This window comes from Mesorhizobium sp. 1B3, from assembly GCF_050958605.1.
Classification (GTDB): domain Bacteria; phylum Pseudomonadota; class Alphaproteobacteria; order Rhizobiales; family Rhizobiaceae.
In genome coordinates, this window is the sequence record NZ_JBJHDO010000001.1 from 1074731 (window position 1) to 1095904 (window position 21174).

A 21174-nucleotide genomic window follows, 5' to 3' on the forward strand; every position below is an offset into this window, starting at 1 on the left:
CACGCGATGAGCTGTAGAGCGCCGTGCCTCCGATTGGACGCGCAAAGGATGCTCGATCGCTCTGATATTACGTATCGCGCTTCCGAACCGCAGGACGGCGCAGCCAAATTGTTCCGTTTTTCGGGTCGGCGCTTTAGTTCCACCCAGAAGGAGAGTTAAACCGCGAAGGCAAGCGGCAAAAGCGTAATTGACTGAAATTGGTTGATAATTCCGTCGCTTCTTTGTTGCTTTCAACTTGTCGTGGAGTGTTGGCCTTTTGGCCTAGTCAGCGGTGCATCCGTTTCATCAAAAAGGGGAAAATCCATCGATTTCAGCGGGATTACTGACATCACATAAAAATAAAGTGTTTTGCAAATTCGTGAACTGAGGTTACCTTTAACCATAAACGGGGTAAAGCAAGGGTGGGTAAAAGGTGATTCGCGCACGGGTCGCAGGAACCCGATTGGGACAAATTGGCGAGACAAAACGCGGCACGACGCGATCCTCGCCGGGAGATCCTGTTTCCTCGATGCGCAGCTTCTGGGGCCTGATGAGAGCCTACTGGTTCTCGGATAGCTGGAAGGAAGCGTGGTTCCTCACGGTGATCATCGCCCTCCTGACGGCGGCCACGAGCAAGGCCACGGTCTGGATGGCGGAAGCGTCAGGCGAGCTCGTCAACGCGATTGCGTTCTTTCACGACCCCCGCAACATCAATCCACTGCAATCGCTCCTCATCAGTGCAGGAACGCTGTTACTGATCGTTTTCGCCAAGGATGCCGGACTCGTCGGCATCCGGCATCTTGTTTCCGCCACGCTCCATCGTAAATGGAGAGCATGGCTGGACCGACGCTTCAACGAGGCGCTTCTCGACGGCAACCATACCCATTTCCACGTTCAGCACGGCGCGGGTGGTGGCACGGCCGAGGTTCGCTCGCCCCCCGACAATATCGACCAGCGGGTTCAGGAATCCATCAAGAGCATGACAGGCGGTGCGATCGGACTGGCCATGGGCGTGCTCGGAGTGGCCACCTCACTCTATTTCGTTGGTCAGAAGCTGCTTGAAACATCGACCGCTGTCGATGGTCTGGAATTTCTAGGCGTGTATGGCAGCGCGGTTCTGGCCTTCGCGGCGGTCGGAGCCTATGTGCCGCTCAATACGCTTCTTGCCGTGAAGCTCGGCAAGGTCATGGAGAGGCTCACCATCGCCCTGCAGCGTGCCGAGGGTACCTACAGGGCCGAGCTCACTACCCTGTTGCGGCGTTCCTTCCACGTGGCTGCCTCTCGCGGCGAGGACGTCCAGAAGGACATGCACGGTCGCCTCTATTCCGACATCGACGGAACCTGGGCCAAGCTGAACCGGATCAACGCCGGCTATCAGTCCTTCGAGTTGATCTACCATTTCGTGGCGGCGCGCATCGTCTCATACGGTCCGGGATTGCTTTCCTACGTCAGCGGTCAGATCAGCCTCAAGAGCTACGTAACGGGGGCCGAATTGGTCAACGGGCTCATCGGCCAGTGTTCCTGGTTCATTCAGGTCATGCCGGCGATCGCGGCACTGAAGGCAAATGCCAAGCGCGTCACGGACCTGGCACAGGCCATCGAGGACGTGCGGAAGCCAGAGGAATTCTACCGGCTGACCGGCCACTCGGATTTCACCTATTCCACGCAGCATGCTGTGTTCGGACTGACCGTGCGCCAGCTCGAACTGATGCATCAAGGCGAGGACGCCAAGCCTTTCCTTGAGGTTACGAATCTTCGTTTCCGTCGCGGCGAGTGGACCTTCCTGAAAGGCGAATCCGGCTGCGGTAAGACCTCGCTGATCAAGGCGATCAATGGGTTGTGGCCTTATGGACGGGGCGATATCGTATTGCCGGAGGGGGTACGCTCATTCTATGCGGCGCAGGAAGTGAAGCTGCCGGGCCTTTCTCTCAAGGCTCTGGTCTGCTTACCGGGCGATATCGAAGACCATTCGGACGCACGGGTCGCGGCGGCTTTGCACAAGGCAGGCCTCGGCTCGTTCATAGAGCACCTCGACGACGAATGCCGGGAGGGGAGACCGTGGGACCTCGTCCTTTCGGGCGGCCAGAAGCAGAAGCTCGTCCTGGCGCGTATCCTGTTGCACAAGCCGGATCTTCTTTTCCTCGACGAGGCGGCGGGGGCGCTCGACCCTGCAGGTAAGATCGCCTTCCATCAGGCACTGAAGGAAGAATGTCCCGGCATGACGCTGATCAGCGTCATGCACGAGACGGAAGCGCCGCGGTCGCCTTCTGGCGCTCCCTTCTACGCCAGCATCGTGACCTTCGAGGGCGGCCGCGCCGTCAAGCGTTCCCTGGCCGAGACGAAGCCGAGAACCGCCGAAACCTGGGCGCCGGCGGCGCGGACGCGGCTGTCGCCGCTCTGAATTCGTTCAGGCCGCAGCGAGCGCCATTCGTTGCAGGGCGAAGCGCGTCTGTTCATCGGCGGGGAAGAAGCTCTCTATCGCAAGCTCCGAAAGCGTCACGTCGACCGGCGTACCGAAAACGGTGATGGTGCTGATCAGGGAAAGCACGGTGCCGGCCGCGCGGATCCTCAAGGGATGGACTATAGCCGTGCCTTCGTCATGCACCACGCGTGTCCGCGTAGCCTCGCCGGGATAGGACTGCAGTTCCCGTTCCAGCTCACCGAGCATGGGGTCGCCGAACGTCTCGTTCTGGCGCCGCAACCTAGTCAGGAGATGGGCCCGCCACTCTCCGAGATTGACGATCCGAGGCGCCAGGCCATGCGGGTGCAGGCTGAGCCGCAGCACGTTGACAGGCGGGTCGAGCAGCGAGGCGTCCCCGACATCGGCCATGAACGGTTCGATTGCCGCGTTGGCCGCGATCAGGTTCCAATGGCGGTCGACGGCCAGCGCGGGGTTGGGCTCATGCCCCTTCAGCACCTGCTCGACCGCTGCCATCGCCGGCTTCAGGGTGGGATCGGTAAGCGGACGTTCGCCGAAGCTGGGCGCGTAGCCGGCTGCCAGGAGAAGCAGATTGCGCTGGCGCAGAGGAATGTCGAGCCGCTCGGCGAGATGGAGCACCATGTCGCGCGAGGGCGCGGCGCGCCCGCTTTCGACGAAGCTCAAATGGCGCTGGGAAATGTCGGCCTCCGCGGCGAGGTCGAGCTGGCTCATGCGCCGGCGCATGCGCCACGACCGGATCATCGAGCCGACGGATTCGTCAACCTGCGGCATGGCGTGCGTTTTCATTGTGGCAAAGCTCCGTTTGCGTGGTGGCTGCAAAACTAACGCGCGCTCCATCGCTATTCTATTACCTGACGCGTAATCGCCGCGACTTCGCGGAGATGTCACTGTCCGGACCGTCGGACGCTTCGGACGATGGAGGCACCGGCAGCGACAACATCCCGAAGGAGTATTCCATGTCGATCGCCATCACTCCCTTCCTGCGCAATGCCTTGCTGGTGGATGCCCTTGCCAGCGGCGCCACGGCCATCCTGCTGGTTGCCGGGACGAGCATCCTCGAGCCGTTGCTCGGCCTTCCCTCCCAATTGCTGTTCTGGGCTGGTATCGCCTTGCTCCCCTTCGTTGTGATGCTTGTCGCGACAGCGAGACGGAAAGCGACGTCCCGCCTGGTGTTGATCGATATCATTGCGATCAACGCACTCTGGGTCATCGGAAGCTTCGCCGTGCTTGTTTCCGGCTCGTTCGCACCGAGCCTGCTTGGCATACTCTTCGTCACCGCGCAGGCGCTTGCGGTTGCCCTCTTCGCCGAATTGCAATTCATCGGCCTGCGCCGTTCTGCGGCCGCGGCATGACTGCCCGAATGTCGGGCCCGCAGCGCCGCTGCGGGTTCGATTTATGCGGGACACTCAATGGGAGAGTTATCGATGCATGCATTGGCTCGGTACTGGATAGAGGACGTGTTGGGAAAGTCTCCCTTCGCTTCCTTGTTGGGCATCGAGATAGCAGAGGCCGAGCCGAACCGGGTGGTTGCTCGGCTACCGTTCAGGCCGGAGCTGGCGACGGTTGGAACGGTCGTCCACGGCGGCGCGATCGCGACCTTGATCGACATCGCAGGTGCAGCGGCCTCGGGGTCCGGTCTCGATGAAGACGAGGTGAGTGGCGGGGCAACGTCGCAAATAGACGTGGCCTATCTCGTCGCCGCCGACGGTTGCGATCTCTTTGCCGAGGCGCGTGTGATCCAGCGAAGCAAAAGCCAGACCGTTTCCGACGTGTTCGTCCGGGACGGGCAGAGCCGGTTGATCGCCAAAGGCATGGTGACGAGCCGGATTTTCAGGAAACGGGCTTGAAGAGCGATCTCAATCGAGGCTGCGCAGCTTCGCCTTCACCTCAAGGAAATCGCGCCAAGCAAGTTTCTTATGGGCGGTATTGCGCAAGAGATAGGCCGGATGCAGGGTCGGCATCGCGGGGATGGAGATGCCTGAGGTGGTCGTATGGACACGCCAGTTTCCGCGCAACCTGAGAATGCCTTCGGTCGTGTTGAGTAGCGTTTTCGCCGAGGGGCCTCCGAGATTGACCAGGACCTTCGGGTTGACGAGTTCGATCATGCGCTCGATGAACGGTCGGCAGATTTCGGTTTCCTGTGGGGTCGGGGTGCGGTTGCCCGGTGGCCGCCACGGAATGACATTCGCTATATAGGCGGAGGTGCGATCGCGCCCAATGGCCGCCAGCATTCGGTCGAGCAATTGTCCGGACCTTCCCACGAAGGGCAGACCTTCCAGGTCCTCGTCGCGCCCGGGCGCCTCGCCGACAAGCATCAGCGGCGCTTCGGGGTTGCCGTCGGCGAAGACCAGATTCTTGGCCGTCGATTTCAGATTGCAACCGTCGAAGGCGGCCAGGATCTCACGCAATTCCTCGAGAGTGGCAGCATTGCGCGCAAGTTCCCGCGCTCTCGCGGCCTGTGCCTCGTCAGGCACGGCTACATCGCCGCGCTGAGAAGTATCGGAAGAAGCCATCGCCGGGGAGGCTGGCTGCCGCCTCTGCAATCCGGCGCCCGCAGTCGGTTGCTCGCCGGTTCTGGCCGTCTGCCTGGCGGGCGGCGCGACGAAGCGATCGGCCGCTATCTCGTCCAGCGCCTCGTCGGCGCCTGCGTCGGCGAGGAAATGCAGTAGCTCACGCAAGCTGGCCTGGATGTCGTCTGACTGAGGGGTCATCGGGAAACCTGTGAGTGCGATGGTTCGCAGATCGGTTCGGCGATTTCAAGGTCACGACGAAGGAATGCGTGGATCCTGCACCAGATAGAACTGGCTGCGGGGCGTATAGTCGGTGACCAGGAAGCTGAAACCAGCCTTCGTCATCGGGTCCACTTTCCCATTCCGGTAGAGCAGTCGGTCATAAGGTTCGAAATCGCGGCTGTAGCGGGCGAAGCTGTCGGAAGAGATATTGCCGCTTTCGTCGCGCCTTTGGTCGAAGGACAGCCCATCGCCGAACACGCTGGGCAGACCGCGCAGTTCCTGAAGCTCGAACTCGAATTCGATCCAGGGTTGGCCGCTGTTGTTGAGGACGACGATGCGGAAATGCATAAAGCCGCTGGCAAAAACGCCGGACTGGTCGAAGGGCCGGATCGGCATGGTTGCGCGGATGACCATGGTCGCCGGGCTGGCCGTGGTGAACTCCTCCAGTATGATGAAGGGGTCGTCTTTCCGGCCGGTGCCCGATGCGCCGAGAATCCGAAAGCCGCCGAGCTCGTCCGAGAAGGAGTAAGCGCCGGCGTGCCATACGCGCGCCCCCTCGGCCTTTGCGGTGGTCGCGACCAGCAAGGTGGCCAGAAGTGCCGTTCCGGCCCAGCGTACCAAGGGACGTGAACCTCGGAACAGACGCCACATGGGTAGAGTATGAACGAGAATGACAAAGTCGACTATGAAAAAGCAGCCGCACAGCCTGTTCGCGCCGACATTGACGTTTACGTAAATGCACTTTACCACGAGCGCGCGACAACCACGCTTCGCCAGATGAATTGTCGCATGTCCTATGCGGTTCCCCGCTGCGGACATTTAGGTTATGCAGCGACGGGATCGGTCCAGCCAGGGCGGAGGAATTGATGAGCGAAATCGAACGGGAAAGCATGGAATTCGACGTGGTCATCGTCGGCGCGGGACCGGCGGGCTTGGCCGCGGCGATCAAGCTGAAGCAGCTCAATCCAGAGCTTTCCGTGGTCGTGCTCGAAAAGGGAGCGGAGGTGGGCGCGCACATACTGTCGGGCGCCGTGGTCGATCCCATCGGGATCGATCGGTTGTTGCCGGGCTGGCGCAATGAATCGGAGCACCCCTTCAAGACGAGGGTGAACGACGATCAATTCTTGGTGCTGGGCCCGGCAGGTTCGTTCCGTATCCCGAATTTCCTGATGCCGCCGCTGATGAGCAATCACGGCAACTATATCGTGTCGCTCGGCAATGTCTGTCGCTGGCTCGCCGGCCATGCCGAGGCGCTGGGGGTCGAGATCTATCCGGGTTTCGCCGCGGCCGATCTCATCTATGGCGACAACGGAGCCGTTATCGGCGTGGTTACCGGCGACATGGGCGTGGAGCGCGACGGTTCGCACGGCCCCGCCTTTGCGCCTGGCATGGCGCTGCTCGGCAAATATGTGCTGATCGGCGAGGGCGTGCGCGGTTCGCTCGCCAAGAAACTCATCGCCAAGTACAAGCTCGACGAAGGCCACCAGCCCCAGAAATTCGGCATCGGCCTCAAGGAACTGTGGCAGGTGAAGCCCGAGAACCACAAGCCCGGCCTCGTCCAGCATTCCTTCGGCTGGCCCCTGGGTACCCAGACCGGTGGCGGTTCATTTCTTTATCACCTCGAGGACAATCTGGTCGCGGTCGGCTTCGTTGTTCATCTCAACTACAAGAACCCCTACATCGCACCGTTCGAGGAATTCCAGCGCTTCAAGACGCATCCCGCGGTCCGCGGCACTTTCGAGGGTGGCAAGCGTATTTCTTATGGCGCGCGCGCGATCACGGAAGGCGGCTGGCAGTCCGTTCCCAAGCTCTCCTTCCCCGGCGGGGCGCTGATCGGCTGCTCGGCCGGTTTCGTCAACGTGCCGCGCATCAAGGGATCGCACAACGCCGTGCTGTCGGGCATGCTCGCGGCCGAACATGTCGCCTCGGCGATCGCGGCAGGCCGCTCGCATGACGAGTTGCTGGGTTACGAGAGCGCTTGGCGGTCGTCCGATATCGGCAAGGATCTGAAGAAAGTCCGCAACGTCAAGCCGCTCTGGTCGCGTCTCGGCCTGTTCGGCGTCGCCATCGGCGGTCTGGACATGTGGCTCAACACGCTGTTCGGCTTCTCGCCTTTCGGCACCATGAAGCACAGCAAACCCGACTATGCGTCGCTAGAACCGGCGGCCCAGCACAAGAAGATCGCCTATCCCAAGCCCGACGGTGTTCTGACCTTCGATCGGCTCTCCTCGGTGTTCTTGTCGAACACCAACCACGAGGAGAACCAGCCGATCCACCTTCAGGTGAAGGATCCCGACTTGCAGAAGAAGTCGGAACACGATGTCTATGCGGGTCCCTCGACGCGCTACTGCCCGGCAGGCGTCTACGAATGGGTGGATGGCGACGGCAATGCGGCGGCCGATCGGATGGGTATCGACGTTCGCTTCGTGATCAACGCGCAGAATTGCGTGCATTGCAAGACTTGCGACATCAAGGATCCCAACCAGAACATCAACTGGGTGCCGCCGCAGGGTGGCGAAGGGCCGGTCTATCCGAACATGTAGGCCCCGATCTTCGCAGCCGAGTGGGTCTTGGCGTCGCATGGCGACGCCAAGGACCGAAGGACAGCGCGCCACCTGAACAGACCCACGACGGTTTGCCTGGCGACGCGTCCCGTATTGAAACGCTTGCCGGGATGTGCTGTGCTTAGGCCAGTGTGGAGGGCTGTTCGATGCAATTCTTCACAAAAGCCTGCATCGCCGCCGTTTGTGTGCTGTTTGCCGGTTCCGCGTCGGCGGAAGTGAAGGTCAGCGTCAAACGCAAGAACTACGACATTTCCGGTAGCAATGGTCCCGCCTTGCTCGACGCCATGGACAGACGGGGACCGAAACACGGGTTTCTGACACGTGCCATTGCTCAGACCGGCTATACGGTGGGCTGGGAAATCGAATGGGCCATGGCCAACGGCACTTGCCGTGTGAAGAACGCGACGGCCGAGCTTGCCATCACCTACACTTTCCCGCGTGTCGCCAATCGTTTGCCGCCTGACCTCGACCGCCGCTGGACCCGATTCATGAAAGGCGTGCGCAAGCATGAGGAAACACATGGGACGCTTGCCAGGCAAATGGTGCGTGCCGCCGAGCGGGAAGTAGCTGGCATGTCGATGCGAAACGATCCCGACTGTTCGAAGAGCCGCCGCGCAGTGAAACGGAAGGTGGCCGCGATCTATGCCGACTACGAGGCCCGCCAGGTCCAGTTCGACGGCAAAGAGCATCGCGACGGTGGGCGGGTCGAGGGCTTGGTGGACGCACTGCTCAGAAGTCGCTGAATTCGGCTGCCATGTACGCGGTGAGCGTCAGAACCTCGCGCCGCCGTGATTGAGCGCGGTCGTACTTTCCTCAATGGCCGGAACTTCGACGGGGTCGAGAGAAAACTCGACCAGCAAGGGAGCATGGTCTGATCCGACATCCTCCTGGATGCTCACCGAATGGACCGTGACGGCGCCTTTCCTGAAGACATGGTCGATGGGCAAGCCTATCCATTGCCGCCAGGAAACAGGCAGTCTCCTGGAAAGCCAGGTGGGCGTCGATCCGCTCACGCGATCGAGTCCCCCCGCGTCCATGATGCGTGCGACCGCGTTGCTCCACGGGGCTGCATTGAAATCTCCCGCGGCGAGCGCGGTCTCGCCGAGTTGCGCAAGCGGGCCCGACAGCCGGTCGATCTGCCTGGCCTGGCTGAACGGCCAGGGCCATTTGAGGTGCATCGCCGCCACCGCGATGCTTCGGCCGCCCAGGTCGATTTCGGCAGTCGCCATCGCACCGCTTTCGAAGCATGCGCCTTCGCCTCCCGCTGCAAAGGGGCGGCGCGACAGGATCGCGGCGGGTCCTATGGGGCTCCGCGGCTCGCAGAAAATGGAATAGGGATAGGCGGCCGAGATGCGCTCCAGTTGCGCTATCCATATCGGCGAGACCTCGTTGACGGCGACGATATCGGGGCGGGTCCGGCCGATCAGCGAGAGGAGCTTTTCCGGAGTGGCGTTGTCGAAGCGCGCATTGACGTGGAGAAGCCGATAGGTGGCCTGGTTCGTTTTCACGGCGGCATTGACCTGCCCGAAGACCAGCGTGGCAGGGAAGTTTACTGCTGTTGCAAAGGCGCCCAGGCCCAGCGTGATGGAAAGACCGGCCTCTTTCCAATACCCCAGGGAGAGGGCCGGAAGCGCCGATAGGGCCGTCGCCACGGCAAGATGCATCCGGAAATGGGCGAAGCTGTCGAAAGCCGGATGCCAAGCTCCGAAGAAGCCCGCTATCAGCGGCAAGGATACGGCGATCGGCAATGCCAGTGCCGCGAGCCGCAACAGTTCGAACACGCCCCTCTTGTTCATGGCGCAGGACGTGCAGGATGAATGCGGCCCATTCATGGTGGAGCCGCGGAAGAGTGCCTTATTGGAAGGCCGTTTCCGAGAAGCTTCTGAGCTTGCGGGAATGGAGCCGTTCCGGAGGCATCTCGGCAAGCTTTTCGACGGCCCTGATGCCGATCGTCAGGTGCTGCGCGACCTGACGCTTATAGAATTCGGTGGCCATGCCGGGCAGCTTCAACTCGCCGTGGAGAGGTTTGTCGGAGACGCAGAGCAGCGTGCCGTAGGGTACCCTGAAGCGAAAACCGTTGGCGGCGATCGTCGCCGATTCCATGTCGAGCGCGATGGCGCGGGACTGCGACAGCCGCTGCACAGGGCCGCGCTGCTCGCGCAGTTCCCAATTGCGATTATCGATGGTGGCAACCGTTCCGGTGCGCATGATGCGCTTGAGATCATAGCCGGAAAGCCCGGTGACCTCGGCGACCGCCTCCTGAAGGGCGACCTGGACCTCGGCAAGCGGTGGGATCGGAACCCATACGGGAAGGTCGTCGTCCAGCACGTGGTCTTCGCGCACATAGGCGTGGGCGAGCACGTAATCGCCGAGAGCCTGGCTATTTCGCAGACCGGCGCAGTGGCCGAGCATCAGCCAGGCATGGGGGCGCAATACCGCGATATGATCAGTGATGGTCTTTGCGTTCGACGGCCCGACGCCGATATTGACCATTGTGATGCCGGCATGGCCGGGCTTGACCAGGTGGTAGGCGGGCATCTGCGGCAGCCGCGCGAGGGCGGCGCCCTGCTGCGGAGCGGCCTGCCCGGCCGAGGTGACGAGATTGCCCGGCTCGACGAAGGCCGTGTAGCCGCCTCCGCCCCGGGTCATCATGTCTCTGGCATAGAGGCAGAATTCGTCCACATAGAACTGATAGTTGGTGAACAGCACGAAATTCTGGAAGTGTTGCGGGCTCGTCGCCGTATAGTGCGACAGCCGGTGCAGCGAATAGTCGATCCGCTGTGCGGTGAAGGGTGCAAGCGGCAGGGCTTCGCCCGGGATGGGCTCGAACGTGCCGTTGGCAATAAGATCGTCCGTGCCGTTGAGATCCGGCACATCGAAAATGTCCCGCAACGGCCGCTTCAGACCGTCGGCGAAGGCCCCGTCGACATGGGTCCCCTCGACAAAAGCGAAATGCACGGGGATCGGAGTTTCGGATTCCGACACGGTCACCGGTACGCCGTGGTTGCGCATGATCACCCGCAACTGGTCGACCAGATAGTTCTCGAAGAGATCCGGCCGCGTGACGGTGGTGGAATATTGTCCCGGTGAAGGCATGTGGCCATAGGCAAGACGGCTGTCGACCTGGGCGAAGGACGAGGTGGAGACGCTGACCTCGGGATAGAACGCGCGGAAACGGCGATTGTTGTCGCGGCCCTCGGCGAGGAGCCTGAAGGAGTCCCGCAGGAATGCGGTATTGCGGTCGTAGAGCATCTTGAGTGCATCGACCGCCTGACGCGCATCGGAGAAGCTCTGGCGGGCGAAGGGCTCTGGACTGGCGATCGATTCGATCGGCTGTGGATAGATTCGCTTTTCCATAACCCATTATAGAGAATCCGATGGGTTTGGGGAGGGGGAGCCAGGAAGCTCGGTGCTGATCCCGCGCGCGCTCTTCAGGCGCGCTGCAGGCTGACGAGCAGCACAAGCCCGGCGCCCATCTTCTTCTGGCCGGGGGCCTCGATGAAGACGCGGTCGCCAGCGTTTACCTGGGGCACCATCAGCAGCGGGGCGGCGACGAGCCCGGCCAGGAAGGCCGCACGGACGAGGAGGCGGAGGGTGTCAGTCAACTGTTTCATTGTCTTGACCCTGAGGCTCTTCAACCGGCCTGTCCGGCAGAGGCATTTCCGTTTTGCATTGCGCTGGAAACAACGATTGTTTCTTTCCAGGAATGTGCTTTCCGGCCCGTCTGCGCGACCAGGATGGAGAACAACATGCCGAACAGCGCCATCAGCAGGCAGACGATCGTGAACCGGCGAGCGAGCATTTTTCGAAGTCCCCTTCAACAACTTGGGGACAGCATGCATCGCGCGCACTGAACCAGCCCTGAGAAGGGCGTTCATCCAGTGTTCAAGAAACTTAACAGCAGCGTCCAATATTGTCGGCTTGTGTTCCGGCCGACGTCGACTATCTGCTTTGGAGCGCTGGGTCCTCCGACAGTGCATGAGGATTCGGAGAAACTCGGCGCAAAGCAATGAGCTAGAGCATCAGTGCCGGTTTCCCGGTGCTGTCGTTCAAGGCGCAGCGACGTGGAGACTTGCCCATGGCCACCCAAGTGAAGCCCATCGAACTATATTATTGGCCGACGCCGAACGGCTGGAAAATAACGATCATGCTCGAAGAGCTCGGCGTTCCCTATGAAGTAAGATATGTCAATATCGGCCGCGGCGAACAATTCGAACCGTCCTTCCTGAAGATCTCTCCCAACAATCGGATGCCCGCTATCATCGATCCCGAAGGTCCGGGCGGGGAGCCCATTTCGGTGTTCGAATCCGGGGCGATCCTTCAGTATCTCGGCAGGAAATTCGGCCGCTTCTATCCCACGGATGAGCGCGCGCGAGTTGCGGTCGACGAATGGCTGTTCTGGCAGATGGGCGGCTTGGGACCGATGGCCGGGCAGGCTCATCACTTCCGCCAATACGCTCCCGAGAAGATTCCTTATGCGGTCGACCGCTATACGAACGAGGTGAACCGCCTCTATGGCGTGATGAACAAGCGCCTTGCCGAGCGGCAATTCCTTGCAGGTGACTACTCGATCGCTGACATGGCCTCTTATGGTTGGGTCAGGCCGTACAAAAACCAGGGGCAGGATCTCGACGATTTCCCGAACCTCAAGCGCTGGTTCGAGACGATCGGCGCACGTCCCGCCGTCGTGCGGGCCGTCGAGATCGGCCAGGAACATCGGCGCAATCTCGCCGATGACAAGGAAGCTCAGAAGGTGCTGTTCGGGCAACGCGCCCGGGCGTAGGAGCCTTCAAAGGTACAACTTCCCCTGGCATCGGTCGCCCTGAGCTCGCGTCCGATGCCTGCACAGCTGCGCGGAATGCCTTCAAAGTTTGGCCCAGGTTTGTCTCCGCAGATCAGGCCGTCGAGCACGGTTTGTAGGGGACGCCCATTTTCGTGGTTAGCAAACGCTTGCCGGAGCTTGGGCCAATTTTCAGAGGTTTTTCTGAAAAATCGAGGAATCCCACCAGGTTCGATGCTTAACGAAGTCTATCGTTTACTTATTGTTTTAGCTTTGTTTTCCTCAAATTAAGCAAGCCGTTTAACGGCAGATTCAAGCGTTGGCCGCATTCTCGAAAGCATCGAAAGGGCGGCTCGACAAGAAGAAACGGAGCCGCTCGACCAAGACGAGACAGGGGATTGAAATGGCACGTTTCGAAATGCTCGAGGCCGGGTTCGGTACCATGGGTTCGACCGCTCAGGCCGACATTCTCTTGGAACTGGGTATGATGTACGCGACCGGCCGCGACTGCGAGAGCGATCTCGTCGCCGCCCACAAATGGTTCAACATCGCTGCCATCAAGGGTTCCGCGCGGGCCGCCGAACTGCGCTCCGAACTTTCGGCCGCCATGTCTAAGCCCGAGATCGCCAGGGCGCTGCGCGAAGCGCGGGAATGGATGACCACCCACTGATTTTTGACTGACGTAACAGGGAAGGCTCCGGCCAGGAGAGCGGGAAAGAAGCGCCACGGCCGGGGATCTCGGCGCCGACAGAGCGCCAATGCAAAGCCGCGACCGGCGAGACAACGCCGGCGCGGCTTTTCGTTTTCGTGATGCGACTGGACAAGCCCAAGCGGGAGTGAAAAGGTCCGGTTTCACATTTCATGACGCCTCGCAAGGAACATGTGCGGCGAAGGAGGAGAAATGCTTTCGAAACGAATTCTAGGGGCGGCGCTGATCGCTCTGACCATGGCCTCCGGCTCTGCCGCGGCCGACGAGATCACCTTTGCGGTAGTCGGACCGATGACGGGACAGCTGGCGACCATCGGCGACCAGTTCCGCCACGGTGCGGAAGCGGCGGTCGCGGCTATCAACGAAGCCGGCGGCGTCGGCGGCCGAACGATCAAGCTGGCAGTCGAAGACGATGTTTGCGACCCGAAGCAGGCGGTGTCGGTCGCCAACCGCATCGTCGCCAATGGCATCAACTTCATCGACGGTCATGCCTGCTCGGGCTCGAGCATCCCGGCTTCGGCGGTCTATGCCGAGGCGGGCGCGCTGATGATGAGCCCGGCCTCGTCCAACCCGTTGCTGACCGAGGACGCGGCCAAGAACGGCTGGGCCACGATCATGCGCCTCTACACACGCGACGATCGTCAGGGCACCTTCATCGGTCCGTGGATCGCGGAGAAGTACAAAGGCAAGAATGTCGCGGTCCTGCACGACAAGAGCGCCTACGGCCAGGGCGTGGCCGATGCGGTGAAAGCCGAAATGAACAAGGGCGGCCTGACGGAGATCCTTTATGACGGCATCAATGCCGGCGAGAAGGACTATTCGGCCCTGGTTACCAAGCTCAAGGAGCTGAAGGCCGATGTGGTCTATTTCGGCGGCTATCACAACGAGGCGGGCCTGATATTGCGCCAGGCCGCCGAACAGGGCTTCAAGTTCCAGCTGATCATGCCGGACAGCATCGCCACGCCGGAGTTCTGGCAGATCGCCGGCCCAGCGGGCGAGGGCACCATGTTCGTCTTCCCAGCCGATCCGCAGGCCCGCCCCGAAGCCAAGGCAGCGGTCGACAAGATCAAGGCCACCGGCTTCGTGCCGGAAGGCTTCACGCTTTTTGCCTATGCGACGATCCAGGCCTTCGCGCAGGGCATCGAACGCGCCGGCAGTGACGATCCGGCGGCCGTCGCCGCAGCGCTGAAAAACGGCGAGCCGATTGAGACCGTCATCGGCCCGATCGTCTTCGACGAGAAAGGCGATATCAAAAATGCCGCTTACGACATTAATGTCTGGAGCGACGGCAAATATTCGAAGCTCCAGTAGTAATTGGATCGACCTGATCCGAGAAATGGCCGGGTCCTCCCGGCCATTTCTCGTTAGTTTTCGCTGAAGTGGACGAGCACCGTGCCGTCGGTGACCTGAGCGCCCTCCGTCACGATCTCGGCGATCACGCCTTCATGGGGCGCTGTGATGGTGTGCTCCATTTTCATCGCTTCGAGCACGAGTAGCGGTTGCCCTTTGGCGACCGCTTCGCCGGCGGCCGCGCGCACGATCTTCACGAGGCCGGGCATGGGAGCCCGCAAGCTGTCGCCGGCGGCCGCATCGTCCGCGCGCTCCAGCGGGTCTGGCGTGGCGAAGGTGAAAGCCCGGCCTTCCCCGAACACCGTGATGTGCCCCGGCCACACGACAACGTCGTTGGCTTGGCTGGATCCGCCGGTCTCCAGCGTCATCGGATCCCAATCGTCGACGGCCACGTCGAAACGTCCGTCCCGGCGAGCCGATACCCGGGCTGCCATCTCAGCTTCGCCATAGCCTAACCTCACCAGCCGCGCCGTGGTGTGGAAATGCGCGTAACCGCTCAACCGGGCCCATGGATCGCTGGAGAGCGCGGCGGCGGGCGCGGTGGCGGCCAGCGCCGCCCTGGCGACGGCGCTGTGGCTGGGCGGATCGCTTGCGACGAGCGCTTCCTGCTTTCGTCCGATCAGGCCGGTGTCGACATCGCCGGAGGCGAAATCGGGATCGCGCGCCAGCGCGGACAGGAAGGCGACGTTCGTCACCGAGCCGGCGATCCGGGTTTGCCCCAGTGCCTCGTCGAGCGCGGCAAGCGCGGATGCCCGATCGCCTGCATGCACGACAAGCTTGGCGATCATCGGGTCGTAATAGGGCGAGATCGCATCGCCTTGCCTGACTCCGGTTTCGATCCGAACGACGGCGCCATCTGGCGCTGCTTCCGGGAAGCTCAGATGATGCAGCGTTCCCGTCGCCGGCAGGAAACCCCTCGACGGGTCCTCGGCATAGATGCGGGCTTCGAAGGCATGGCCGTCGAGCCCGATATCCGACTGGCTTTTCGGCAGCTTGGCGCCCGCCGCCACAAGAAGTTGCCATTCGACGAGGTCTATGCCGGTCACCATCTCCGTCACGGGATGTTCGACCTGGAGGCGTGTGTTCATTTCCATGAACCAGAAACGGTCGGGCCTCAGGCCCTCCGAGGCATCCACGATGAATTCGATCGTGCCCGCGCCGGAATATTTGATGGCCTTGGCGGCCTTCACCGCTGCCTCGGTCATCGCCTTGCGCAGTTCCGGCGTCATGCCCGGGGCGGGAGCTTCCTCGATGACCTTCTGATGGCGGCGCTGAGCCGAGCAGTCGCGTTCGAAGAGATGGACGGCGTTGCCGAAATTGTCGCCGAAGACCTGCACCTCGATGTGGCGCGGCTTCTCGACATATTTTTCCACGAGCACGCGGTCGTCACCGAAAGCGGCCTTGGCTTCGCGCCTCGCGGCCGCCATGGCTTCGGCGAAGTCGTCAGGGTGATCGACACGCCGCATCCCCTTGCCGCCGCCTCCGGCGCGTGCCTTGATCAAGACGGGATAGCCGATCTCGCGGGCTTTGCCGGCAAGCAGCACGAGCCCCTGATCTTCTCCATGGTAACCCGGCACGACCGGGACGCTGGCCTTCTCCATGAGTCGCTTGGCCGCGTCCTTCAAACCCATGGCGCGGATAGCCGAGGCGGAAGGTCCGATGAAGACCAACCCCGCCGCGACGACCGCTTCCACGAAGTCGGGGTTTTCGGAAAGGAAGCCGTAGCCCGGATGGATCGCCTCGGCGCCTGTCGCCTTGGCAGCTTCGATGATCTTATCGCCGCGAAGATAGCTCTCGCCGACCGGGGAGGGGCCGATGTAGACGGCTTCGTCCGCCATGGCGACATGCAGCGACCGGGCGTCCGCGTCCGAGTAGACCGCGACGGTGCGGACCCCCATCCTGCGCGCCGTCCGAATGACACGGACTGCGATCTCGCCTCGGTTGGCAATGAGGATCTTCGCAAACATCAGCACCCTTTCTTCGATCTCGGCCGGCACATACGTCCTGGGCGAGTTCAGCTATCTTGCTTCCAGGTGATCTCCACCGACGCGGCCGATCGCGCCGCCGGGCCGTGATGAACCGCCTCGATGTTGTTCCCATCGGGATCGAGCAGGAAGGCCGCGTAATAGCCGGGATGGTAGCGGCGCTCGCCGGGCGCGCCATTGTCGGTGCCGCCGGCGGCGAGACCGGCGGCATGAAACTTCGCCACGGTGTCGCGGTCCGGAACCTGGAACGCGAGGTGGATGCGCGAGGTGGGACCGTCCGCCGCGTCGATCCACAATTCGTCGGCGGAAAAGTAGCTGTCGGTCTCGTGGATCGCGTCCGCCCTGCCGATCGCCGTCAGCACAGCGCGATAAAACTTCTTCGTCTTATCGAGGTCCCGGGCGCGGAGATGGATGTGGTCGATGAGGCGGCCGCGGTGCAGTTTCATGTCCATGCAATCTTTTCCTTCTCTCTCGAAACGCTCACTCGCCCGTTTTCAGTGCCGCGATTTCCGCTGCATGGCGCTGCGAGGTCGCTTCATCGAAGCCGACGAAGACGACGGACCGTGGCAGATCGTTCGTTTCCAGGAAAGCCGCAACCGTGTGCACGGCGATCTTCGCCGCAATGTCCTTCGGATAGCCGTAAATCCCCGTGGAAATGGCCGGAAAGGCGATCGAGGCGCAGTCGTGAAGCTGCGCGAGCTCCAATGACCGCCGGTAGCAGGATGCCAGCAGTTCCGCTTCGTTTGCCGAACCGCCTTGCCAGACCGGGCCAACAGTGTGGATGACATGGGCAGCGGGCAGTTGATATCCGGCGGTGATTTTGGCATCGCCGGTTTCGCAGCCGCCGAGCGTGCGGCATTCGGCAAGCAACCCGGGGCCGGCGGCGCGATGGATCGCGCCGTCCACGCCGCCTCCGCCCAGTAGCGAGCGGTTGGCCGCATTGACGATGGCGCTCACCTCCAGCCTCGTGATGTCGCCGGTGTTCACCTGCATTCGCTCGAAGATCGAAGGCATGGCCGTCACATCCTGAAGACGCCGAACTTCGTCTCCGGCACCGGCGCGTTGAGCGCCGCCGACAGGGACAGCGCCAGGACGTCGCGGGTTCTCGCGGGGTCGATGATGCCGTCGTCCCACAGTCTTGCCGAGGAATAGAGCGGGTGCCCCTCGCGTTCATATTTGTCGAGGATCGGCGCCCGGAATTCCGCCTCTTCGGATGCCGACCATTTGCCGCCCCGGCGCTCGATGCCTTCGCGCTTGACCATGGCGAGCACGGTGGCGGCCTGTTCCCCGCCCATGACCGAGATCCGGGCATTCGGCCACATCCACAGAAAGCGCGGTGAATAGGCCCGGCCGCACATGCCGTAATTGCCGGCGCCGAAGGAACCGCCGATGATCATCGTCACCTTCGGAACCTGTGCGGTCGCGACCGCAGTGACCAGCTTGGCGCCGTCCTTGGCGATGCCGCCGGCCTCGTATTTGCGCCCCACCATGAAGCCGGTGATGTTCTGCAGGAACACCAGCGGGATCCTGCGCTGGCAGCAGAGCTCGATGAAGTGGGCGCCCTTCAGCGCGCTCTCGGAAAACAGCACCCCATTGTTGGCGATGATGCCGACAGGCATGCCGTGGATGTGGGCGAAGCCCGTGACCAGGGTCGTGCCGTAGTTTTGCTTGAACTCGTCGAGCTCGGATCCGTCGACCACGCGCGCGATCACTTCCCGCACGTCGTAGGGCTGGCGCAGATCGGCGGGGATAACCCCGTAGATCTCCTCCGGCGCGTGAAGCGGCGGGCGAGGATCGCGAAGATCGAGCCCGATCTCCTTTTTCCGATTTAGGTTTCTGACGATGCGCCGGGCGATGGCGAGCGCATGTTCGTCGTTCATGGCGTAATGGTCGGCAACGCCCGACTGGCGGGTGTGAAGATCGGCGCCGCCGAGTTCCTCGGCGGTCACGTCCTCGCCGGTCGCCGCCTTCACCAGCGGCGGGCCGCCGAGAAAGATGGTCGCCTGTTTCCGGACCATGATGGTCTCGTCGGACATGGCCGGCACATAGGCGCCTCCCGCCGTGCAGGACCCCATCACGCAGGCGATCTGGGGAATGCCGGCGGCGCTCATATTGGCCTGGTTGTAGAAGATGCGCCCGAAATGCTCGCGGTCCGGAAACACCTCGTCCTGGTTGGGCAGGTTGGCGCCGCCGCTATCCACGAGATAGACGCATGGCAGGTTGTTCTGCAGCGCGATCTCCTGGGCGCGCAGGTGCTTCTTGACGGTCAGCGGATAGTAGGTGCCGCCTTTCACCGTCGCGTCGTTGACGACCACCATCACCTCGCGGCCCTCGACGCGGCCGATACCCGTGATCATGCCGGCCGACGCGATGTCGCCGCCATACAGGTCCCAGGCCGCGAACTGGCCGATCTCCAGGAAAGGCGAGCCGGTGTCGAGAAGCTGGGCGAGGCGCTGGCGCGGCAGGAGCTTGCCGCGCGAGACATGGCGCTCACGGGCATCCTCCGAGCCGCCGTGCTCGACCACCGCCGCTTTGTCGGCGATGTCGGCGACAAGCGCCCGCATGCGTTCGGCATTGGCCTTGAAGGCATCGGAGGCGGGGGAGATCTGGGTCTGCAGCGTGGCCATGGTTCCTCGGCGGATGACTTCGAAATTCGAACCGATTCCCGGATCGGCGGGGGAGAATAGCTGATTGGCGTCTAAAGGCTCTCCGCCATGATCTCGCGCCCGATCAGCCAGCGACGGATCTCGCTTGTGCCGGCGCCGATCTCGTAGAGCTTGGCATCGCGCAGGAGGCGGCCGGTCGGATAGTCGTTGATATAACCGTTGCCGCCAAGGAGCTGGATCGCGTCGAGCGCCACCCGGGTCGCCTTTTCCGCGGCGTACAGCACGCAGCCGGCGGAATCCTTCCGTGTGGTCTGCCCCCGGTCGCAAGCGGCGGCGACCGCATAGACGTAGGCGCGGCAGGCGTTCATCGTGGCATACATGTCGGCGAGCTTGCCCTGGACAAGTTGGAACTCGCCGATCGGCTGGCCGAACTGCTTGCGCTCATGCACATAGGGCACGACCGTGTCCATGCATGCGGCCATGATGCCGACCGGGCCCGCGGCGAGGGTCACGCGCTCGTAATCGAGACCGGACATCAGCACCTCGACGCCCGAGCCCTCCCGGTGAAGCACATTCTCGAAAGGCACCTCGACATTGTCGAAGACGAGCTCGCCCGTGTTCGAGCCGCGCATGCCGAGCTTGTCGAGCTTCTGCGCGACCGAGAAGCCGGACCATTCCTTCTCGACGATGAAGGCGGTGATGCCGCGCGATTGCCGTTCCGGATCCGTCTTGGCGTAGACCACAAGCGTATCGGCGTCGGGACCGTTGGTGATCCACATCTTGGTGCCGTTGAGGATGTAGCAGTCGTTGCGCTTCTCGGCCCTGAGCCGCATCGACACGACATCGGAACCGGAGCCCGATTCCGACATTGCGAGAGCGCCGACCTTATCTCCCGCACAAAGCGCCGGCAGATACCGGGCCTTCTGTTCCGGTGTTCCCCAGCGGTTGATCTGGTTCACGCACAGATTGGAATGAGCGCCATAGGAGAGCCCGACGGAGGCGGAGGCGCGGCTGATTTCCTCGATCGCCACGACCTGCGCGAGATAGCCCATGCCCGAACCGCCGAATTCGGGATCGGCGGTGATGCCGAGCAGGCCGAGCGCGCCGAGTTCCTTCCACAGTTGGCTCGGAAATTCGTTCGTGCGGTCGATCTCGGCGGCGAGCGGCGCGATTTTTTCTCCCGCGAAACGGCGCACCATGTCGCGAAGAGCCTCGATGTCCTCGCCCAGTCCGAAATCAAGCGAATGCGTGTACATTGTTCTTCTCGCCCGCTGTGCGTGCGCCCGTGAGGCGCATCGTCATTGAAAGATAGGTCTTCGCGACCTCTTCGACAGAGAGCCGCTCATCGGGACGGAACCAGACGATGACGCCGGTGATCATCTGGATGATCGCCATCGCCGTAAGACCGACATCGTCCACCTGGAAATCGCCGCTTTCGGCGCCTTCGCGCAGGATCGAGCGCAGCTCCTTCTCGTAAGTCGTGCGCAGGCGCAGGATATGCGTGAGCCTCTCGGGCGAGAGGCTGCGCAGTTCCATGTTGGAGACATGGGTCGCGTGGCGGCGCGCGACATGGAAGCGGATATGGTGATCGACGAAGGCGGCGAGCCGCCCGACCGGGCCGCCGGACCGGGGCCGGGCGGCTCCCCAGCCGCCGATCAGCCCTTCCATATGCTCGCGCATCAGGGTGAAAAGCAGGTCCTCCTTGTTCGGGAAATAGCGATAGAGCGCCGCCGCCTGCACGCCGACCTCAGCCGCGAGCTGCCGCATGGAAACGGCTTCGTAGCCGTAGCGCGCGATCAGGCTGACCGCCGCCTCACGAAGCGCCGCTTCCGTCTTCTCGCCATCCGAGCCCGTGGTTCGCGCCATCGAAAAACCTCCCGATGGCAAGATAATAAAACGAACGTTTAATTAATTCAACGGGCAACTCGCTGTGGCGGGCGCAAAAAAGCCGGCGCAGGGCGCCGGCGATTCAAGCAAAATTCCAGTTCAGGCAACCCCTCACTGTCCTGCCGGACATCTCTCCCCGCAC

Annotated in this window: 20 protein-coding genes; 8 read left to right on the forward strand and 12 right to left on the reverse strand. The window is 62.3% G+C overall.

Going from position 1 to position 21174, the window contains the following annotated elements:
* Positions 1-508 precede the first annotated feature (508 nt).
* Positions 509-2380, forward strand: coding sequence for an ABC transporter ATP-binding protein/permease (locus tag ACCO56_RS05025; RefSeq protein ID WP_433638229.1), 1872 nt, complete (start codon positions 509-511; stop codon positions 2378-2380).
* Positions 2381-2386: 6 nt separating this feature from the next.
* On the opposite strand, the gene ACCO56_RS05030 is transcribed toward ACCO56_RS05025, so the two are convergent.
* On the reverse strand, positions 2387-3190 hold the full coding sequence (locus ACCO56_RS05030; protein WP_433638353.1) for a helix-turn-helix domain-containing protein: 804 nt from the start codon (positions 3188-3190) through the stop codon (positions 2387-2389).
* A 38-nt stretch (positions 3191-3228) separates the two neighbouring features.
* Between ACCO56_RS05030 and ACCO56_RS05035 the strand changes: the two genes are divergently transcribed.
* Together ACCO56_RS05035 and ACCO56_RS05040 are read left to right on the forward strand one after the other, a co-directional pair.
* Positions 3229-3771 carry a hypothetical protein gene (locus tag ACCO56_RS05035; protein ID WP_433638231.1) on the forward strand — a complete coding sequence of 181 codons (543 nt, stop codon included), beginning with the start codon at positions 3229-3231 and terminating at the stop codon, positions 3769-3771.
* Positions 3772-3843: 72 nt separating this feature from the next.
* Positions 3844-4266 (forward strand): PaaI family thioesterase, encoded by a 423-nt coding sequence (locus tag ACCO56_RS05040; RefSeq protein ID WP_433638233.1) that lies wholly within the window; start codon positions 3844-3846, stop codon positions 4264-4266.
* Positions 4267-4275: 9 nt separating this feature from the next.
* Here ACCO56_RS05040 and ACCO56_RS05045 read toward each other — a convergent pair whose 3' ends face one another.
* Entirely contained in the window at positions 4276-5130 is an 855-nt protein-coding gene (locus ACCO56_RS05045) for a uracil-DNA glycosylase (RefSeq protein WP_433638235.1), read from the reverse strand.
* A 51-nt stretch (positions 5131-5181) separates the two neighbouring features.
* Positions 5182-5772 (reverse strand): hypothetical protein, encoded by a 591-nt coding sequence (locus tag ACCO56_RS05050; RefSeq protein ID WP_433638237.1) that lies wholly within the window; start codon positions 5770-5772, stop codon positions 5182-5184.
* 245 nt (positions 5773-6017) lie between these two features.
* Here ACCO56_RS05050 and ACCO56_RS05055 point away from each other — a divergent pair, with 245 nt between their 5' ends.
* Positions 6018-7694 carry an electron transfer flavoprotein-ubiquinone oxidoreductase gene (locus ACCO56_RS05055; RefSeq protein WP_433638240.1) on the forward strand — a complete coding sequence of 559 codons (1677 nt, stop codon included), beginning with the start codon at positions 6018-6020 and terminating at the stop codon, positions 7692-7694.
* A gap of 167 nt (positions 7695-7861) precedes the next feature.
* Complete coding sequence (locus ACCO56_RS05060) at positions 7862-8458, forward strand: DUF922 domain-containing protein (RefSeq protein ID WP_433638241.1); 597 nt, start codon at positions 7862-7864, stop codon at positions 8456-8458.
* Between the two features lie 27 nt (positions 8459-8485).
* On the opposite strand, the gene ACCO56_RS05065 is transcribed toward ACCO56_RS05060, so the two are convergent.
* The 3 genes from ACCO56_RS05065 to ACCO56_RS05075 form a co-directional block, all read right to left on the reverse strand.
* Positions 8486-9511, reverse strand: coding sequence for an endonuclease/exonuclease/phosphatase family protein (locus ACCO56_RS05065; RefSeq protein ID WP_433638243.1), 1026 nt, complete (start codon positions 9509-9511; stop codon positions 8486-8488).
* A 58-nt stretch (positions 9512-9569) separates the two neighbouring features.
* A complete protein-coding gene (locus ACCO56_RS05070) occupies positions 9570-11072 on the reverse strand; it encodes an AMP nucleosidase (protein ID WP_433638245.1) in 1503 nt (500 codons plus the stop codon).
* Between the two features lie 74 nt (positions 11073-11146).
* A complete protein-coding gene (locus tag ACCO56_RS05075) occupies positions 11147-11329 on the reverse strand; it encodes a hypothetical protein (RefSeq protein WP_433638246.1) in 183 nt (60 codons plus the stop codon).
* Between the two features lie 464 nt (positions 11330-11793).
* Here ACCO56_RS05075 and ACCO56_RS05080 point away from each other — a divergent pair, with 464 nt between their 5' ends.
* From ACCO56_RS05080 to ACCO56_RS05090, 3 genes are all read left to right on the forward strand, one after another.
* Positions 11794-12498 carry a glutathione S-transferase N-terminal domain-containing protein gene (locus ACCO56_RS05080; RefSeq protein WP_433638247.1) on the forward strand — a complete coding sequence of 235 codons (705 nt, stop codon included), beginning with the start codon at positions 11794-11796 and terminating at the stop codon, positions 12496-12498.
* A 400-nt stretch (positions 12499-12898) separates the two neighbouring features.
* Positions 12899-13165: a sel1 repeat family protein gene (locus ACCO56_RS05085; RefSeq protein WP_433638250.1), complete on the forward strand. Its 267-nt coding sequence runs from the start codon at positions 12899-12901 to the stop codon at positions 13163-13165.
* Positions 13166-13396: 231 nt separating this feature from the next.
* Complete coding sequence (locus tag ACCO56_RS05090) at positions 13397-14515, forward strand: ABC transporter substrate-binding protein (RefSeq protein ID WP_433638253.1); 1119 nt, start codon at positions 13397-13399, stop codon at positions 14513-14515.
* A gap of 53 nt (positions 14516-14568) precedes the next feature.
* Here ACCO56_RS05090 and ACCO56_RS05095 read toward each other — a convergent pair whose 3' ends face one another.
* From ACCO56_RS05095 to ACCO56_RS05120, 6 genes are all read right to left on the reverse strand, one after another.
* Positions 14569-16521, reverse strand: a complete 1953-nt coding sequence (locus ACCO56_RS05095; protein ID WP_433638255.1) for an acetyl/propionyl/methylcrotonyl-CoA carboxylase subunit alpha — start codon at positions 16519-16521, stop codon at positions 14569-14571.
* A gap of 47 nt (positions 16522-16568) precedes the next feature.
* The gene (locus ACCO56_RS05100; RefSeq protein ID WP_433638355.1) at positions 16569-16985 is read right to left on the reverse strand and encodes a VOC family protein; all 417 of its coding nucleotides are present in this window, start codon (positions 16983-16985) and stop codon (positions 16569-16571) included.
* 34 nt (positions 16986-17019) lie between these two features.
* Entirely contained in the window at positions 17020-17553 is a 534-nt protein-coding gene (locus ACCO56_RS05105; RefSeq protein WP_433638258.1) for an O-acetyl-ADP-ribose deacetylase, read from the reverse strand.
* Between the two features lie 5 nt (positions 17554-17558).
* Positions 17559-19166: a carboxyl transferase domain-containing protein gene (locus ACCO56_RS05110; protein ID WP_433638259.1), complete on the reverse strand. Its 1608-nt coding sequence runs from the start codon at positions 19164-19166 to the stop codon at positions 17559-17561.
* A gap of 71 nt (positions 19167-19237) precedes the next feature.
* On the reverse strand, positions 19238-20401 hold the full coding sequence (locus tag ACCO56_RS05115; protein ID WP_433638261.1) for an isovaleryl-CoA dehydrogenase: 1164 nt from the start codon (positions 20399-20401) through the stop codon (positions 19238-19240).
* Positions 20382-21011: a TetR/AcrR family transcriptional regulator gene (locus ACCO56_RS05120; RefSeq protein ID WP_433638263.1), complete on the reverse strand. Its 630-nt coding sequence runs from the start codon at positions 21009-21011 to the stop codon at positions 20382-20384. The genes ACCO56_RS05115 and ACCO56_RS05120 overlap by 20 nt, the downstream gene beginning before the upstream one ends.
* Positions 21012-21174 lie beyond the last annotated feature (163 nt).